The sequence below is a fragment of the Microcoleus sp. Z1_A1 genome, from assembly GCF_036700305.1.
Lineage (GTDB): Bacteria > Cyanobacteriota > Cyanobacteriia > Cyanobacteriales > Microcoleaceae > Microcoleus.
In genome coordinates this window covers 54,914-73,553 of record NZ_JAUBOR010000022.1, presented here as the reverse complement: position 1 = coordinate 73,553, position 18,640 = coordinate 54,914, and the positions used below count along the sequence as shown (strand labels likewise).

The window sequence follows — 18,640 nt, the reverse complement described above, 5'->3', positions numbered from 1 at the left end:
TGTATTTAGAAGGAAGAAGGAAGAAGGAAGAAGGAAGAAGGAAGAAGGAAGAATTATTTATTTAAATGTTCTCAATAGACTTGAATTGGATAAATCTTTGATAGAAGGATCAACCGCAGATTACAGGCAGATAAACACAGATAAACGCAGATAATCTCAAGATAGTTGATGATTTTTGTAATAGGTTTAATATCTCTCTATAGATAGATGTCTACTTAACTCCCCTTCCACCTACTTAAATCAAAATTTGCATTCTTCACTCAAGCATTATTAAGTAAGCTAAAGTTTACTTAAACTTTTATTGCACAAACTGACTAAATCCAGCGAAACAAAAGAAAGCGAGTTATGAGAGAAAGAAGGCGATCGCACTGCCATTTCTCAAAAGCCAATGCAAAAAATAAATTCCCTGCTGCAACGAAGCCAGAAGCGCCCCCGTCTTTTAGCCTTATTCGCTGTCACATTAGCCACCGTCTTACTTTTATTTATTCTGCCGGCACTGACTCAACAGCCAGTCGTGCTCACCATGTTAATGCAAGGCCAAGACATTGTTAACTGGAGACCCTTTGTCAAAGAATTTGAACAGAAAAACCCCGGCATTCGCATCAACCTCATAGAAGGGCCTTTTGACACCAACCTCATAGAAAATCTTTACACATCTGCCTTTCTTTTAGGCGAATCGCCCTACGACATCATCAACATGGATATTGTCTGGGTTCCCAAATTTGCAGCCGCAGGTTGGGTAAGGGATTTGACAGACAAAATTCCCCCCGAACAACTTTCCAAATTCATCCAAGGTAACGTCGAAGGCGGGCGGTATCGGGGCAAACTTTACCGAATTCCCCACGCTTCCGATGCCGGAATGCTTTATTACCGCAAAGACATTTTAGAACAAGCGAAAATTCCAGCCCCGAAAACCTTTGAAGAGATGGTAAAAATATCTCAAAACTTGCAAAAACAGGGAAAAGCAACTTGGGGTTATCTGTGGCAAGGTAAACAATACGAGGGAGTATCTGCGATGTTTGTCGAGGTACTCTCCGGTTTTGGTGGCTTCTGGGCTAACCCGCAAACTTTTGAAGTTGGGTTAGATAAACCGGAGGCAATTAAAGCAGTGGAATTTCTCAAAAATACGATCGCCTCTGGCATTTCTCCTCCGGGTGTCACCACCTACGGCGAAGAAGAAACCCGGCTGTTGTTTCAAAACGGCAAAGCACTGTTTTTGCGAAACTGGCCCTATGTTTGGAAGCTGGCAAATGCCGAGGGATCGAATGTTAGAGGCAAAATTGCGATCGAGCCAATGCTCAGCAGTATCGGTCAAACAGGCGGTTCCTGCTTGGGCGGCTGGGGCTGGGGAATTGCCAAAACCTCAAAACATCCAGAACAAGCGTGGAAAGCAATTCAGTATCTTACCAGCGAGGAAACCCAGCGCAAATTTATTTTACAAACCGGTTTAGTTCCCAGTTACAAATCCCTATTTACCAACAAAGAAATAGTCGCCAAATATCCCCACTACCCGCAACTGCTAAAAGTAGTGGAACGATCATCTTTGCGCCCGCCCCTGGCACAATACGCTCAAGCTTCTGATATTTTGCAGCGCTATTTGAGTTCAGCTTTTACCGGGAGAATGAGTGCAGAACAAGCAATGAAAGCAGCAGCTAGCGAAACTCGTAATTTATTAGGCAGTTTGAAACAACCCCAAGCTTCGTAAATTTGACATCTTGTCTCTGTTAGAAACAGGCAAGATGCCTGTTCCACAAAGAGTTAGAAACAGGCAAGATGCCTGTTCCACAAAGAGTTAGAAACAGGCAAGATTCCTGTTCCACAAAGAGTTAGAAACAGGCAAGATTCCTGTTCCACAAAGAGTTAGAAACAGGCAAGATGCCTGTTCCACAAACCAGTTAATTCAATTGTGGGGAGTAGGGGTTGGGCTTCTGGCCCGCCAAAAAATAAATTAAAGGTGAACAAGATGCAATTAGACAAGATGCGACAGCGCGAACAAAAAACCGGATGGATATTAGTAGCACCAGCTTTGATAATTCTGATGCTAGTATTTGCTTACCCAATATTGCGGGCTTTTTGGCTGAGTTTATTCACCCAAAACCTCGGTACAGAATTAAAACTGGTTTTTTCCGGTTTTGCTAACTACAGTCGAATGTTAGGCGACGGGCGTTTCTGGCAAACTTTAGGCAACACCACTGTATTTACTGTCGCCTCTGTTGTGCTGGAATTAATTCTCGGTATGGGCATTGCCTTAGTCTTAAATCAATCCTTCCCAGGGCGCGGCATTGTTCGCACAATCTCCCTGCTACCTTGGGCGTTGCCCACTGCATTGATGGGAGTAGCTTGGGCGTGGATTTTTAATGACCAATACGGCGTAATTAACGACATTTTGAGGCGATTGGGATTGATTCAAAATAGCATTAGCTGGCTGGGAGATCCGACTTTGGCAATGATGGCAGTGATTACAGCGGATGTGTGGAAAACTACGCCCTTTGTCAGCTTGCTTTTGCTAGCGGGATTGCAATCAATTCCCGGTGATTTGTACGAAGCCCACGCGATTGACGGCGCTAGTAGCTGGCAGAGTTTCCGTCAAGTTACTGTGCCCCTGTTGATGCCGCAAATTGTGATTGCTGTGCTGTTTCGATTTGCCCAATCTTTCGGCATTTTTGACTTGATTCAGGTGATGACGGGAGGGGGGCCGGCGGGGGCAACGGAGACGGTTTCTATCTACATTTACAGCACGGTAATGAGGTATTTAGACTTTGGGTATGGGGCGGCTTTGGTGGTGTGTACTTTTTTGATGTTAGTGGCAGCAGTTGCGATCGCCACTTATCTGTTATCGAGAGCCCGCATCAATTGATTTTAGATTTTAGATTTTAGATTTTAGATTTGAGGATTGTAGATTGTAGATTGTAGATTGCTGAACGTTTTGAATTTTTCCTTTCATTGGTATAAATTATGTCGATCGCCCGCGAACAACCTAGCAAAAAAACCTTTAACATCCGGCAATTAATCTTGCCAATCTCAGCGCTCTTAATTGTCGCCTATTTCCTCGCACCTATTATCTGGCAGGTGCTAACTTCTTTCAAAGTAAATGCAGATATTTCGGCGATTCCCAACGTCTACATTCCCAAACGAATTACTTTCGAGCATTACCTGTCGCTGTTCCAGCGCCGCCCGTTTGGACTTTACATTTTAAATAGCGCTTTTGTTTCCATTACTTCAACATTACTGTGTTTAGCAGTAGGCGCTCCTGCAGCTTACGCTTTAGCCCGGTTGCGGCTGTGGAGCGAGAGAATTATCCTGGCAAGTGTGACGATTGTAACGCTATTTCCGGCGGTGCTGCTATTTTTGGGACTGCTGGAAATTGTCAAAGCTTTGGATTTAGGCAATAATTATTTAGCCTTAATTATTCCTTACACTGCTATCAATTTGCCGCTGACAATTTTGGTGATGCGAAGTTTCTTTCAACAGTTGCCAAAAGATTTGGAAGATGCGGCTAAAGTTGACGGCTACAACACTTTTCAAATGCTGTGGCAAATCGTGCTACCGATGACATTTCCCGCGTTAGTCACAACGGGAATTTTGACGTTTATTTCAGCTTGGAACGAGTTTATTTTTGCACTGACATTTATGACTCGCGAATCTCTGAAAACTATTCCCGTCGCAACTGCTCAACTCAGCGGGGTGTCAGTATTTGAGATTCCTTACGGCCCGATCGCCGCAGCTACCGTTTTGGGAACTTTGCCCTTGGTTTTGCTGGTTTTGGTGTTCCAGCGGCGCATTGTTCAGGGTTTAACTGCGGGGGCTGTAAAAGGATAAATCGATTTTAGATTTTAGATTTTAGATTTTAGATTGAACTGGTTCCTAGGCTGTGCCTGGGAACGAGTCAAACAACACAGTCAACAGTCAACAGTCAACAGTCAACAGTCAACAGTCAACAGTCAACAGTCAACAATCAACAGTCAACAGTCAACAGTCAACACTTTAAAAATCATGGCAAAATTGCAACTCAAAAACCTCAATAAAACCTACAGCCCTAAAGTTGTTCCCGTGAAAGACATTAGTTTGGATGTCAGCGAAGGGGAATTTCTGACTTTGTTGGGGCCGTCGGGGTGTGGTAAATCTACGACGCTGCGGTTAATTGCAGGGTTGGAACAGCCGACTAGAGGCGAGATTAGAATTGGCGATCGCGATGTCACTTATCTCAGACCGGGCGATCGGGATATTGCAATGGTTTTTCAAAGTTACGCGCTGTATCCGCACATGACAGTATACGAGAATATGGCATCGAGCCTCAAACTTCGCAAAATCTCCTCCAGCGAAATCAATCGGTTAGTGACGGAAGTTGCAACATCCCTCGGATTGACGGAATTAATCGATCGCAAACCAGGAAAACTATCAGGCGGACAGCGGCAGCGAGTGGCCCTCGGCCGCGCATTAGTGCGCCAACCGGAAGTATTTTTGCTCGACGAACCTTTGAGCAATCTCGACGCATTATTACGGGAAAAAGTTAGGGCCGAACTTAAACAATTGTTTTCCTCACAAAAAGCTCCGGTAGTGTACGTAACTCACGACCAAACCGAAGCAATGACGCTTTCTACCAAAGTCGCAGTTCTCAACTGCGGCAACGTGCAGCAGCTCGATCCGCCACACTTAATTTATACTCGTCCGGCCAATCAGTTTGTAGCTGGTTTTGTGGGCAGCCCGCAAATGAATTTGCTAGTGCTTAAATGCCAGGGAAATTTTGCTAAGTTGGGGGATTTTGGAGTTCCACTCCCAAATATGCCGACTGTGCCGCCAGAAATTGTGTTGGGAATTCGCCCGGAACACGTCGGCTTTGCAGATGTAGAGGCTGGCAAGATGTCGGGCCCAGAGGCAATTAAAGGTGAGGTTTTTTTAGTGGAAAACTTGGGAATGCAAAATTTAGTTAGCGTCCGAGTTAAAGGTGTGGAGTCTGTAACGGTGCGGGCTTTAGTGCCAAATGACCGCCACTGGAATTCCGAAATTGTAGAGCTGGTTTTTCCGTCTCAGTTGCTGCACTGGTTTGACGTGAAAACGGGCGATCGCTTGCAATAAGAATTCGCCCTGCATACCATGCTTGATTAAAAATTGTCTAACCATGTGTATAAAAATATTTTTTTTGCTTCTAACTAAGTTATGACTTTAGTTAGAGGTAGAACTATTTGGCTGCTGTTAACGTGATATTCATGTGTGAAAAAGCTAATTGGCTCACACATAGGTTGCGTGTTTACCAGATTTTATCGTTAACCTATAACTCTATTTAGGTGGTCGATCGCAAGTTAAAGCTAAGTTGGCTTTACCTCGCATTAGCTGCTAAATTTGGAGCGAGTCAATTAGATGAAAAAATGTTGAAAATTATCACCAATTAACTTCGGGAGTATTACTGAGATGAATTTGATTTCCACAGCCATTGCTCGCATCAGTTCCCTGCTTAAGGGTTTTCAAATCAAGAGTTTTTTGAGTGTTGTCCTAGTCGGTTTTCTGCTCCTAACAACAAATGTTGATTCGGGAAGCAGTAACAAAGGTTTTGGCGCGCAAGCCAGCTCAAAGTCTGAGCTCAACAATCCTGAAAGACCCCAAACAACACGGGAATGGAGGCAAGAAGCTCGCGAAACCTCAGACTCTCCGGGCGAACGAGTTCAGAAGATTGGGCAAGAGGCAGGAGCAGCCGTGAAAGAAATGGGGGAGATGTATCAAGACACTGCTAAGAGAAGTATCCGCGAATTAAAGGATTAGTAGCTCCCACTAAAAAAATATAACACTGAGAAACCTGATTGCTTTCGGGGCGCAGCCAAGAGTGCTCGCCCTTGCGAGTTTCTGAACACCTGAAAAGTTTGAGGTTTAAATAGGTTGAGCTAGTTAATACGGCAGACGCAATCAAGTAGGCGACCATACATAAACTAGAACAGATGCTCAAAAACCCAGTTTCTCAGGTGAAACTGGGTTTTTGAGTTGAAAGTCTTTTATGTTACAGCATATTCGCTGGTTCATAAAGTACATTAGGAATGAGAATTAAATAACTTCCACTCTTGAAAGTGGGATGGGCGTCCCGCCCATCCTTTTTGGACGGGCGGGACGCCCATCCCACAATAACAATTAAAATTGTAAGTTATTTAATTCGCGATCCTTAGCAGCTATATTGTGTGGTGTTAGTCCGTAGGGTGCGTCGCTCCTTCATATTTGATAAAGATTGCAGATTGACGGGTGTATCCGCACCTTACTCGCGTTTCTCTTCTTGTATGTACCGCATATACATGGAATATGCTGTATGTTGAGGGCGGGCTTTCCGGCCCAACCCCTACTCCCCACAAGAAGGAAAATTTATTGCCCCATGCAATTTAAATGCGTATTAGCTTAGCCTCGTTACTGGTTTAAATGCTCCACAGCTTATTTATGATATTATTCGTGGTAATCAAGGTCATATCCTCAAAGATAAGTAGGGTGCGGGTGCAAGAAAAATCATAATTTGTGGGTATCGATCGCAGACTGCAAAAAATCGCTATAAAAACCTGGCCGGGAGAAAACAAAAATATGATGAATGACGGCAACCAAAAAGCTGAAGCGCCTGAAACCGAGGATGCACAAAATTTGTCCGGCATGGCGAAAGCTTTTCTTGTGAACGTGGCTTGGTCTTACGCAGAGGCATTGGAGCTAATGAAACGATCGCGAAATCCACAGGAACCGGCGCCGGAATCTCCGACAGAACAAGTCGAAGCTGATACTGAAAAAAATTAATGAAGACTAAGCTGTCCTGCATTTAAACTGCACAGTCAAAACTTGATAAAGTTGTTGTGGGGAGTAGGGGTTGGGCCAGAAAGCCCGCACAAAAAATGCAATTTAGATGTCGAACAGCTTATTAATGGGATGGATTTGCTAAACTATCTGGAGATGCGATCGATCGCAATAGTCAATTATAGCAATACTCGCATCAGTTTCAATAACTGGTTAACTTCCAAGCTCTGCCTGGGAAACGATGTAAGCGAGGCTCTGCCTCTGCCCAGACTAGGGAGGCTCTTCCTGCGGATATGCGTTACCAGGAAGAGCCTGGTAACGAGTAAAAGCCTGGTAACGAGTAAAAAGCTTTAGTTCGGGGATGACAACTGCGTTGTAGGTTTGAACCTCAACCTATATCTATCCATAAAAGGGATTTAAACTAAACAAAGTACGGTTTTACGGCTACAGTGTACAAAACAAATAACCAATTTTTAGATTTGTCTCATGTCTAATTCAAAAATGATTGGTAAAGCGATCGCAGGTAGCCTTTGCTTGGGCATCCTCATTAGCTTCAACGCCGCCCTCGGTTCAGCATCCGCAGCAACACCAACAATTGCCCAAGAAACAGCAGCCCCGGCCGCTAGCACCCTCGACCAGCAACTCCTAGGCCAATGGCAAGGCACTGTCGCCTCGGGTCAGTCTTTCACCTTCGTCTTTGCGCCAGAAGGCAAATTGTTTCTCATGGCTAAAGGCCCCGACGGAGCTGCCCGCGCCAAAGAAATGAGGTACAAAGTTAATCTCGGTGAAAAACCGATGCACATTGATGTCGGCCTCAGCAGCACAGAAACCGTTGAGACTGTTTTTGAGTTGACTCCCGAAGGTCAAATGCGGCTTCAGTTGCAAGGCACGAATCCCGGACAGGCGAGGCCTAATTCCTTAAACGAGCAGGCAACTGTGTTTAAAAAGGTCTCCGAGGCCACTGCACTGCCTCCTGACACTCAAGTCATCGGTTTTTAAGGAAAATTGCAGGCAGAAGTATAATTTGGTGAAAAAACGGTTGCTAATTTTGGGGGGGACGGGGGATGCTGCGGAACTGGCGGTGAGAGCGTCTCAAATTGCTGATATAGAGGTGATATCTTCGCTAGCAGGACGCACTCAACAGCCTTTTACCCCCAAAACGGGTACGGTGCGGATTGGGGGGTTTGGTGGGGCGGCTGGGCTGGCGGCGTTTTTGCGCGTTAGCTCGGCCCGCCCCTACGGGGACTACGCCAAGGGAGTCGATCGCCCGATCGACTTCTTAATCGATGCTACTCATCCGTTTGCGGCTCGGATTTCTGCTAATGCTGCTGTTGCTGCTGCTGAATGTAATGTGCCCTTTTTGATGCTGGTGCGTCCAGCTTGGGAGAGGGTGGAGGGCGATCGCTGGATTGAAGTTGCGGGCCACTCGGAGGCTGCAAGGGCTTTATTAGGGCTGTCTCAGCGGGTGTTTCTGACGATTGGTAGGCAGGAATTGGCTGCTTTTGCTGGTTTGGATGCTATTTGGTTTTTGATGCGGGCGATCGATCCTCCGGCACTCAATTCTCCTATTCCTAATGGTAAATTGTTATTAGCAAGGGGGCCTTTTTCTTTGGAAGATGAGCGCCAATTACTATTAGAATATCAGATTGATACAATTGTTAGTAAAAACAGCGGGGGCGGTGCTACTTATGCGAAAATTGTGGCGGCTAGGGAACTGGGAATTCCGGTGGTGATGGTGCAGCGGCCGCGGATTCCCGATGTTGAGCAGGTTGCTGATGTTGCAGGGGCGATCGCTTGGTTAGTTAAGCAGTTATGATATCAAATTGGTTAGCATCGGAATAGTAAATTCGAGTTCTCTGTTGACTGTTGACGGTTTACTGTTCACTGTCAACTGTCAACCGTCAACTTCATTTCGGTGTTACCGGAAATGATATTAGTAGGGTTTCAAACATCGGCTAGGTTAGGTCTTTGAGTAATGGTTGATTTCCGGGCTGGATGATTATTTGTTTTAGTTCTAGCTGCATTTTTTGACTGTTTTAATAGGATTTGAAATATAAAATAATTTAAGTTAATAGATTTTAGCAATTCAGAACTTATGCGGAATTGCTGTTAGAGATTAAGATTAAATTTCTTGAAAACTATGGTAGCGTTCGGCAATCATTTCCTTCAGCAGTTCTCATTCCTCCTAGGAGAGTTTCCACGATCGCACACTGCTTAGCACCACCGTTAACAGTAGAAACTGTTACCACAAAAGGTAATTCTGGATTGTTTAAATTGTTGGGATCGACTACACCGTTATAATTAAAAGTAAGTTGTGTAGCAGCCGTGCAGTTGTTATTAGGACAGCTAGCAACAGAAAGTTTAACCTGTCCAGGTTTAATTTCGCCTCCAGCGTCGAAAGTCACTGTTTGTAGCGGAGGATTTTGGGCTGGATCTGTCTTAATTGTAGCTGTTGGCGGGTCAACCAATCGATTTAATGTAACTACTCTATCGCTCTTAGTTCGCTTTGCTTCGCTTTGTGCCAGTCGTAATGATTGGAGAACGCGATCGTTCACAGTGCGAACTCTTTGTCTGTTGATGAATCCCTGCCAGCTTGGAGCCGCGATCGAGCTAAATATACCTATGAGCAACGCTATCACGAGCACTTCTAGAAGGGTGAATCCTCCATCATCTTTTCTGGATGCAGTTTTGTTGAAATTAGGGCTGGGCTTGGCAGCCGAGTTATGCAAAAGTTTTAATAATATTGGTGGGGTTTTCATGGTATTCTCCTATTGTTTATCGGCAGGCAGCGATTCGGCAATGTGTTTCAGACATCAGTTACTGTCCGCGCGCGCCTAGACCTTGTACTTGCACGGTTGCTGTTGGGAAATATGCCGAATTGTTGGCATTATAATTCGCATCGGCTTGAAGGCGGCGGAGGCTATTTCCTCTGATAGTCACTCTGGCTATGTTTTTAGATGTATCTACACAAGCATAGAAGCTGTTGGTTGAGCCGTCGGCTGTTAATAAATCTGTTGGAGTTAATGGTGGTGCTGGTGCTGGCGGGTCTGTGACGCCAAGAGTAGTTTTACAGTCTGGTAGAGGTGGAACGTTAACTGTACTGTTGTCGATGTAGTTCACCAGAATTTCCGGCTTTGTTGCTGTCGATAGGGGATTTCCCAGTTCCCCAACCTCTGTCACATTTTGTGTTGGCTTGCTGGGGTCGAAATTTTCGTTAAAAGCTGGATCTTTTCTTTGACCAGTTGTTGTCTCAGCGTCAGTGTAGTAAGCCAAAGTTGACGGGTTTTTTATTCCATCTCTAATTTCATAGCGGGCAATGCGGGTAGGACAAGTGACTCCTGAAGGCTGACACCAAATAGAGTTAGGATCAGTTTCTTTAAACTGGTAGTACGCAACTAATGAAAGTACGTAGGTATCGTTGCATTCATTAGGTCTAGTATCGCAGGTGTTTGGTCTGGCAGTAACAGTCGGGTTAATAGGAACAGAATTTTTAATCTGTTGTCGCTTCCAAAATACGAGGATCGGAATTCTATTTACATTTCCAGATGCAGGAAGCATAGACCTAATGCCATTCGTTCCATTAATAGCCTTATTATCGTAAATATAAATAGCTTGACTCAAATCTTGGGCGATGAAATCAACGGCGGCCTGAAGGTCTTGCTCGGTATTTGACTTGACTTGTTCCCTCCTGTCGGTATTCAGCATATCGACTACAAAACCGAGCATCGGCGTAATGATTAAAAACGCCATAATTGCTCCGACTAATAGCTCGACCAGAGTCATGCCCTTTTCTGTTTGAGCTGGTCCGGAGCGGTTTCGCTGGTGCTGACTTTTTAGAAGCAACCTGAGTAAAGTTTTCATTTTGACTGTTTCCTTTGTCCAATGGGGGGAGCGATTTTAAATTTAATAACGGGGACTTTGATGATTACTGACATGGGCCGTCATTAATGCGAGTACACAAACTGTTGTAAGCACCTTGTCGATCGCTAGCACCTATTTCTGTTCTCATTTCTACCAAAGGCGCTCGGAGATTTCCCAGCCCTGATGTAGTAATTCCTTGCTGTACTTGTCGGTTTGGAGCATTGACTTGAATACTTCTCTGAGTTGTTAGTGCACCCACGCCACTAGCAAAAGAACTAGCCCTGTAAACCCGAACAATTAAGCTGTAGCCTGTTTTTGCCGGATTTGTAGCAGCGGGTAAGTTGTTATAGTAGTAGCCCTGAACTACAAAGTCTTGATTGCTGTTAGTCTCACACTTTTCAGTTACATCTTTTTTGTCTATGTCTATGCAGTAAAGAGCGTTGATGTCGGTTGGAGCGGGATTGACCTCTAATTGATTGGCGGTTGTGGACGGAGCAGGAAACCCCTTAGTGCCTTGTTTGAGCGCCTCAGACCTGAGCGCCTCAATATAGGTTGTGGCGGCTTGAGTGGCCATTTCTATCCGTTTTGCTTGTACGCGAGTTGCTACTGAGAAAGCCATCACAGGGGCGATCGCAATCATCAGCACCGAAACTACAATCATCGCTACCAATGACTCGATAATCGTGTAGCCGGCTTCTTGAGACTTCTGTAAACTACTGTGTGGCTGTTGGCGTTTTATCATAGTAAGCACTCCGCATTTGGAACTCAGGAATGTGAGGGTTTAAAGGTCAGGGAAGTTAAAGACAGCCTGCTGGTTTAGCGCCGTCATTGACAGCATATATTCCAGATGGCTTGCGATCTATATCATTCAATTTTTCAGCGCACATTAAAGTTTTTACCCAATCATCATTCCGGCTGACTTCTCTGAAGTATTCGTCAGGTTTTTTCTGAGAAGCAGGGAGAGTGAATTTTTGGGCAAACAAGTCAGGCGGCTGTGAAAGCAAACCTACATCAAATCCCCATTCCCTCGTGGGTGGTACGAAATAGCCGATCGTACCAACCCCGGTTTCTATTTTGTAAGGGAAAGACGGGTAGGTTGTGTCGTAGTCGAATAGCTTGGCCTTGAATAAAGAACCACCAGCAGGATCGTTAATAACAGATAGGTAGGGAGCAGTTGCGTAAGAACTGCGCTTGAATTGGATAAACGAACCTGCGATCGAGTGAGTTAAGCCTTTCCAATTTTCCATAAAGCGCGGTAAGTTTTGCATACCACCATTGGTGTCGCCCAGGGTGGAAGAGATAGCCCGAGAAGGAACGTCATTGGAGGCGACTATGAGGTTAAACTCCGTCGTTCGTGCTTTTTGTACCCATCGCGTTACGTCGTTGGCGTTTTGGGCGTTGGTTAGGGGAGGACTTGCAATATTTGTTGCCTGAATCTGCAAAGTCGGTCTTAGCTGTGGCTGCTCAACTGTATTAGGAAATCCGCCACTAACTGTTGGTAATTTGGCGTAAAACAGGGGGTTGGTAATACCATCGTCCCTTCCTCCCGTTGGAGTGGCTGGAGTGGTGGTTGTCGCATACCAAAGAGAATTTGCTACCGCTGTAGGCGTCGTACCAGAGGCTGTAGTTATGGGAGTTCCGCCGTCCACAGGGACAGAAGATGATGGCGCACCACCATAGAAAGCTACTGCAGTACCATTAATTCCCAGTGCCACAGGGATAGTGCCATTAAAAACCAGCCTATTTTTTTTGTTAGTACCTGAGATGTTTCGCACAAAAGCTACGCGACGGGGATATCGTCTATCTGCTGGATCGATCGCTGGTTTAGCTGTTGTACCTGACAAAAGTTGCCCGACAGGTGTAGTTGCTGGGACAATGCTTGCTTTTTCTCTTTGATCAATAGGAGTAGATGGATCAAATTCCCCAAGAGTACCAGTATCAATGCCAACCACCCAGTCATCAGGCCCACAAGCTGAAACAGGCAACTTCCGGCAGATTTCCATTACATATTCTGGAAAATTAGTCCGTCGCTGAACTGGCGTAACGAAATTGTTGAAGTATGAACTGTTAGGAGCAGCACCTGTGGTAGTGCTGTAGTTTGTGTCTGTTGGTGTAACGCTAGTCCCCGCGCTTTGCCCGAACTTTTCTTGGTTGAGAATGTCAAAAGCAGCACCGCTACTCAAACCGTTAGTGACGTAGTTGTTAGCACCGAAACCGTTAATCCTGCGAGCTGCTTTAGCCGTTACCTCCGTCTCTTTAACGCCCGTATCGTTCGTAGTCCCATTTCCATTGAGGTCAAAGCCGAAGTCAGCTTCATTAGCTGCATCAATAGTTGTATCAACAGGAGGAATGCCATCGCCATCGAAGTCATAGCCTACGATCGTGGTACCTGCATTATTTCTCAGGTCAAAATCTCCGTGATTGCGGACACCGTACCGGAAGCCATCCTGTAAATTACCTGACACTGGCTCAGAGAGTAGGGTAATCGCATCGGAGAGCACTGTTGCCGCTCGCCAATTATCGCTGCCAGCGCATTTGCCAGGGTATCGGGGATCGCCGAGGCGACAAGCAAAATTGGGATCTAGGTTGGCAGCCGGGCGGCCGTAGAAATCGCTGGGAGTCCAACTAAAAGCCCCTGTAAATTCCCTCTTTGTGTGTTTGTTAAATTCGCCTTGGATGTACACCGGCAGGTTAGAAGTCAACAGCAGACCTTTCTCTTTCAGTACGTCTGTCACCGTGCTTACAGTTGTCGGGCGACCCAAGCTAGATCCGTTAATCAGCATAATTCCGTGGGGGCGACGGCTGGGGTCTAGCCGAGAATCCGTTGGGCTGCTTAGCTGGCTGCGGGTTGTATCAATGGCAGTTCCAAGACTATTTGGAGTACGATCGCTGCGATCGGGTGCTGCATCATCACGGCTGGCGTAAATTAGGCCGCTGTAAGGCAGCATATACTCTGGGTTAAGGGTGTTGATGACGGGCACTCGCTTGTAGGCGATCGAATTTTTGTTCCTGAGCTTATCGACATCTAATTGCGTGACCCGGATTTCTAGGGGTTGTCTTTCTGCTAGGGGAAGGTCGTATTGTCCGGTTAGCTTCGCGCTCTGAGTAGAAGCCATCAAGCCACTACCAGTAGCAGAACTTAAAGGACTGCTGAGGCTATAAGTCTCGTCCACTGCTGTAGCTGGGTCGTCCTTGTCGATCGCCTTAACTTCCCTAGGATTGAGAAAAGCAACTTCCCGAATTGTCCCGTGGTCGAGATAGGTGGTAGCAAAGCCTGTAGTCGGATTTGCCAAAATTTTAAAAGAGCAAAGAGTAGAGTCGATCGCAGCTTTTTCCGACAAGCTGCGTTCTGCGTCCGCCTTCTGCAAAGCCTTCCTTAAGTTCTCGTTGACAAACCTACCGTCGGGGAAGACGAGACTGGCTTGATAATTCAAGCGATTCTCTGGTGTTCCTATTGAAGTGAGACTTGATGGATCAGTCAGGAGACTTGCCGTTAGAGTTGCACCGGTCGGTCTGGCGTCAGGAGGGCCGTAGACGATGCCGTTGTTGGATTTACCATTGTTATCGCTTCCCAATGGCAAATCTGGATGGTTGAGACTGGAATCAAATAGAGTGTCAACTCCACTAATCGTTTTTCTGTATCGGTAGCTGGGATCGTAATAGCTGCTGACACAAGCCAGCGGGGTATCTGCTAATTTAGCAGCTTGATCGCTTGTGTTGTCTGCGTAGTGATAGATCGCACTTGCGCGCATCCGCAAGTCGCCCTTAGCATACTTGCGAGTATTAGGATCTATAGTGGGAGCTGTGGGAGTTAATAAGGGTATAGCACCTGCTGCAGGTTGACTAAGAGTTCCCCAGTCCCCAGAGCTTAGTACAACCCAGGGGTCAGTACCAGGAGGAGAACTAAAGTTATAAACTTTAGAATTCGGACCTGGTGACATCGGCATGGAGTCGGGCCAAACAACAGGGAACTTTTCTACAGCAGTAGTTGCCGGGTTGTCGTAGAACTCCGATACTGCATTCGCAGCAGGGTTGAAGACTTTGGGAGGTGGCAGAAAAGAGTTTGTGCGCTCGTAAACACCCGCACCCGTAATTACCCGCAATCCGCCAATGCCATCAACTGCTGTTTGAGGTGCTTGGGCCGCACTCTTTTCCCAGAAGCCGTCTCTCTCTGCTCCCCCTACATCAGCGAACTGCCTCACTTGCGGTTCTCGGTAGCGTTGGCCCCCATCCAGCCAGTTAACTCCCAATGTGTCTCTTCCTTCCTCACCTTCACCCACAAATTTGGGAGTGTCCAAATCGGTTCTCCACCTTAGTGCTGGTAGATTGTTCCCTACGACTATGCGATCGCCTAACTCGGATTCTTTGTTATCTTCCTCTACCTTTTCCGGGCTGTTGGCTTTGAGCCTGACACTTGTTGTATCGAGTTTAGTGTTGGTGTCCAAAGGCATAACCCAGGCATCCACCGGTCGCAGTTCCTCTCCTGTTCCGCCGAAGGGAGATGCAGGGTTAACGCCAGCCCATGAGTCTACAGCGGTGGCCGGCACTTCTGCAAAAGGCACTTTCCGCGTCCGCAATCTAAAGTAAGATTCCAGCTTTTCTCGGCGAATCTCCTTTTGACGATCGGCGCTGGGAGCAGTGGGGTCAGTTTCTTCTTGAACTTGTATGGCAATAGCATTTTTAACTTCCTGGGGATCGGAAGCAGGGGCATTTTTTTGCTGTTCGGAAACTAACAAACCGATGCGATCGGAATAAGCCTTGTTATTGTACATGACCCCCAAAGCACCATCTTTGTAGGCTACAGATTGGTCGGCGCCCCCTTTAATTGCTTTTGTGGTGACTGGATCGGTAGCCTCTTTCCCAAATAGATGAACTGCTATGTCTTTGCCAGTGTTGCCACTACTTCCCGACCAGCCGTTAACCACATTACCACTAACGACTATTTTACTATTTTCTAGGTCGTAGAAACACGATTCTCTGCTGCTAACGAGATAGAACGCCACCGGCCCGTCGCCCGTGGTGGTAACCATAAAATTACTGTTAGTAAATATCCGTCCGTTTAGACGCAGCGCCGGGCCGGGAGATACTTCTAAATCATCTTCATAAACCACCGCATTATTTTGTAGTGGAATGCGTTTTTGGTCTTGTTGGTACTCCAAAGCTGAGAAACTTGGAGTTCCTTTAAATATGTCGTATTTTGTGGAATCGAGCCCAGTAATATTAGTTATCGGCACGTTCACTGTGTAAACAAAGAAGCTTTTTTTGAGTACGCCCTCTGCTTTGTACCAGTCCGTACTGCCTACCAAACTAGCGCTAGTACCTGCTGCAGCCTTACAGATCGCGTTGGTAGAACCTTGGGATACCGACATAGGAGGGGTTCGGGCTTCTAAAGCCTTTCTAGCTCTATTAAACTCTCCTGTGTCCAGCTCGCGAGGTGGGCTGCGAAAAAATACTCCGTATAGAGTGTAAGTATCAAATTTACCATTGTTGTCAGTATCTACAGGGAACCTCCAAGCGGTATTTATCCTCTCGCTTAGATTGATGTTAGTTGCATCTGCAGGATCATCATCATCAATTCGATTTGAATTATTAATATCAACCTGAACCTGTAGAACCTCCTCATCTCCAAATTTAAAGCGATCTGAATCCATCGCTTGGTAAACGCTCAAGTCTGATGGTGTATCAAGTGTTCCGCTTCCTTGAGGGGATAAGGCATACTGAATTTTGGCTTTCGCCCGATCGAGCGCGGGAGTCGCCGCCGCCAGTACCTGCTGGTTCACGCGCACGTTACGCGCCGTATTCGCCCGATCGAACGATCGTAGCGTAATCGCCACAGTCAGCAAAATCACTACCAGCAACACCATCGTCACCGTCGGCAGCACAAACCCCGCCACCGGCAGTCTCGCCCTCCGGCCCATAGCCATCAGGGTTTGCAGCATTGCTCTCATCAGCCGCTTCGCCCCGGATCTGGTAACACCAGCAATCCGCCGCAGCAGGGATACGATAACTTTGGATAATTTGCTCTTAAACATTGACGCCTTCCTGAATAATTTCAGAGATGGTATTGCTGGTAGTTACTGCTCGACAGTACAATCCCATCTTTATTGTTCCCATTTTCCACAACCTGCATATCAGCCTCTTGCACAAATTTAAATTTGTACCTTGGCTGAAAAATAAAACCCACAAACCCACAACCAAAATCGCCGCCGATAATATATTTCCGCGAAAGATTTGCCCCGCAGGGATTAGATATTCCTAACTCCACTCTAATCTAGTTAAATTGAAATGTCAGGGGTCAATCGATTTTAGATTTTAGATTTTAGATTTTAGATTGACTTGCGCGAGATAAATGCTCTTTCTTGAGGATTTTGGATTTTAGATTTTCGATTGACTTGCGCGAGATAAATGCGGGGGCTTGATACCACCTTTGAAATTCGTGGTCAGACTCAGAGTGAATGCGATCGCCCAAAAACAGCGATCGCGATCGTATCCGATGTATTTCCCAGCCCTTGTCTGGCAGGCTTTGTTGATGTGTTCGCCTTGCTAGCGCTTTTCAACCACCGGAATCTACAATCACGATCGGCCCATCGAATCGTTATGCCTGTCAGCGCCATCAAATCTAAATTGGGCGATCGAATTGCCCTAATGCCCCCAAGTGCGATCGAATTGCCCTAATGCCCCCAAGTGCGATCGAATTGCCCTAATGCCCCCAAGTGCGATCGAATTTTCGTCTTGCGCCCCAGCCCGCCGGGGGTTAAAAACCCCCGTCTCATAGCTAAAGTCCTCTTGCATAGGACTAATCAAATATTAAGATATTAGATATATAAATACATCTTCAGTCCTTTTCAAAGGACTTGCGCTATGAGACGGGGGTTAAAACCCCCGGCGGACAATCGGTACAAATGCCAAATCCGAAACACTGTCAGTACAAGCGCCAAATAAACCTACCATCCCCACCCATGAAACAACCCCCCAAACCCCCCGACTTCATCATCATCGGCGCCCAAAAAGGCGGCACAACATCCCTGTACAACTACCTAATCCAACATCCCCAAATCCTCCCCGCCGCCCAAAAAGAAATCCATTACTTCGACTTCAACTTCGACAAAAGCCCCGACTGGTACTACGCCCAATTTCCCCAGCCCCAACCAGGCGAAAACCTACTAACCGGAGAAGCCAGCCCCTACTATATCTGTCACCCCCAAGTTCCCCAGCGAATTTATGATTTATGTCCCAAAGTTAAAATAATCGCCCTGCTGAGAAACCCAGTAGAACGCGCAATCTCCCACTATTATTACTATATCAAAATAGGCTACGAATCCCTATCATTAGAAAGTGCGATCGCCGCCGAACCCGAAAGACTCAAAGGCGAAATAGAAAAACTCCAAACCAACCCAAACTACTACAGTTACGAACACCAACACCACAGTTATCTAACCCGCGGCATTTACGCCGATCAACTCCCAGCCTGGATAAAACTTTTTCCCAAATCACAACTTTTAATCCTCAAAAGCGAAGACTTATATACCAATCCCTTCGGCACATACAACAGCGTCTTAGAATTTCTAGAATTGCCGCCCCACCAACTACAAACCTACGAAAAATACAACGCCACCCAATATCCCCCCATCAGCGACACAATATACGACCAATTGAGAGCATATTTTCGATCGCACAACCAGAGATTAGCCCAATTGTGCGATCGAGACTTCGGCTGGGACTAATCATTTCGGGAATTGTAGGGGCGGGTTCACCCACAATAATCGTCAATAATCCACAATCTCCTAAACCCGCCCCACCCAACGGTAAATCTATCTATACGTTTGGATAATGGGAGGAAATCAAGGTTCATGTAGGTTATTCGTGGGGAGGGGGCGGGTTTATTTAGATTGTTTGTATTTGTGAGATATTGTGGGTGAACCCGCCCCTACAAATCTTTTTATCAAAAGAGCTTGACATTCATATTATTCTGTGATATCTAGTCGAATAGTATTGTGTTTAATCCACAAATCGCAGCACTTGAGCC

14 protein-coding genes are annotated in these 18,640 nt (G+C 46.2%); 10 read left to right on the top strand and 4 right to left on the bottom strand.

Annotated features, from left to right (window positions below; all coding sequences use genetic code 11):
- The first annotated feature begins 388 nt into the window (after positions 1–388).
- The 8 genes from QT973_RS16040 to QT973_RS16005 all read left to right on the top strand — a co-directional run bounded on the left by QT973_RS16040 (position 389) and on the right by QT973_RS16005 (position 8,569).
- Positions 389–1,705, top strand: coding sequence for an ABC transporter substrate-binding protein (locus QT973_RS16040; protein WP_333391693.1), 1,317 nt, complete (start codon positions 389–391; stop codon positions 1,703–1,705).
- Between the two features lie 258 nt (positions 1,706–1,963).
- Positions 1,964–2,857, top strand: a complete 894-nt coding sequence (locus tag QT973_RS16035; RefSeq protein ID WP_333056004.1) for a sugar ABC transporter permease — start codon at positions 1,964–1,966, stop codon at positions 2,855–2,857.
- 98 nt (positions 2,858–2,955) lie between these two features.
- Positions 2,956–3,819: a carbohydrate ABC transporter permease gene (locus QT973_RS16030; RefSeq protein WP_333272811.1), complete on the top strand. Its 864-nt coding sequence runs from the start codon at positions 2,956–2,958 to the stop codon at positions 3,817–3,819.
- A 174-nt stretch (positions 3,820–3,993) separates the two neighbouring features.
- Entirely contained in the window at positions 3,994–5,076 is a 1,083-nt protein-coding gene (locus tag QT973_RS16025) for an ABC transporter ATP-binding protein (RefSeq protein WP_333391709.1), read from the top strand.
- 333 nt (positions 5,077–5,409) lie between these two features.
- On the top strand, positions 5,410–5,757 hold the full coding sequence (locus tag QT973_RS16020) for a hypothetical protein (RefSeq protein ID WP_333391691.1): 348 nt from the start codon (positions 5,410–5,412) through the stop codon (positions 5,755–5,757).
- 795 nt (positions 5,758–6,552) lie between these two features.
- Positions 6,553–6,756, top strand: a complete 204-nt coding sequence (locus tag QT973_RS16015) for a hypothetical protein (protein ID WP_333056000.1) — start codon at positions 6,553–6,555, stop codon at positions 6,754–6,756.
- Positions 6,757–7,239: 483 nt separating this feature from the next.
- Positions 7,240–7,752, top strand: a complete 513-nt coding sequence (locus tag QT973_RS16010) for a hypothetical protein (RefSeq protein ID WP_333233439.1) — start codon at positions 7,240–7,242, stop codon at positions 7,750–7,752.
- A gap of 28 nt (positions 7,753–7,780) precedes the next feature.
- Positions 7,781–8,569, top strand: coding sequence for a cobalt-precorrin-6A reductase (locus tag QT973_RS16005; protein WP_333391707.1), 789 nt, complete (start codon positions 7,781–7,783; stop codon positions 8,567–8,569).
- A 322-nt stretch (positions 8,570–8,891) separates the two neighbouring features.
- On the opposite strand, the gene QT973_RS16000 is transcribed toward QT973_RS16005, so the two are convergent.
- From QT973_RS16000 to hpsA, 4 genes are all read right to left on the bottom strand, one after another.
- Positions 8,892–9,512, bottom strand: coding sequence for a prepilin-type N-terminal cleavage/methylation domain-containing protein (locus QT973_RS16000; RefSeq protein ID WP_333391689.1), 621 nt, complete (start codon positions 9,510–9,512; stop codon positions 8,892–8,894).
- Positions 9,513–9,570: 58 nt separating this feature from the next.
- Positions 9,571–10,614, bottom strand: a complete 1,044-nt coding sequence (gene hpsC / locus QT973_RS15995; RefSeq protein WP_333391687.1) for a hormogonium polysaccharide secretion pseudopilin HpsC — start codon at positions 10,612–10,614, stop codon at positions 9,571–9,573.
- 64 nt (positions 10,615–10,678) lie between these two features.
- Positions 10,679–11,356 (bottom strand): hormogonium polysaccharide secretion pseudopilin HpsB, encoded by a 678-nt coding sequence (hpsB, locus tag QT973_RS15990; protein WP_333391685.1) that lies wholly within the window; start codon positions 11,354–11,356, stop codon positions 10,679–10,681.
- A 55-nt stretch (positions 11,357–11,411) separates the two neighbouring features.
- Entirely contained in the window at positions 11,412–16,646 is a 5,235-nt protein-coding gene (hpsA, locus tag QT973_RS15985; protein WP_333391684.1) for a hormogonium polysaccharide biosynthesis protein HpsA, read from the bottom strand.
- Positions 16,647–17,019: 373 nt separating this feature from the next.
- Between hpsA and QT973_RS15980 the strand changes: the two genes are divergently transcribed.
- Positions 17,020–17,289, top strand: a complete 270-nt coding sequence (locus QT973_RS15980) for a hypothetical protein (RefSeq protein WP_333391682.1) — start codon at positions 17,020–17,022, stop codon at positions 17,287–17,289.
- Between the two features lie 227 nt (positions 17,290–17,516).
- Positions 17,517–18,338 carry a sulfotransferase domain-containing protein gene (locus QT973_RS15975; protein ID WP_333055992.1) on the top strand — a complete coding sequence of 274 codons (822 nt, stop codon included), beginning with the start codon at positions 17,517–17,519 and terminating at the stop codon, positions 18,336–18,338.
- Positions 18,339–18,640: the final 302 nt, after the last annotated feature.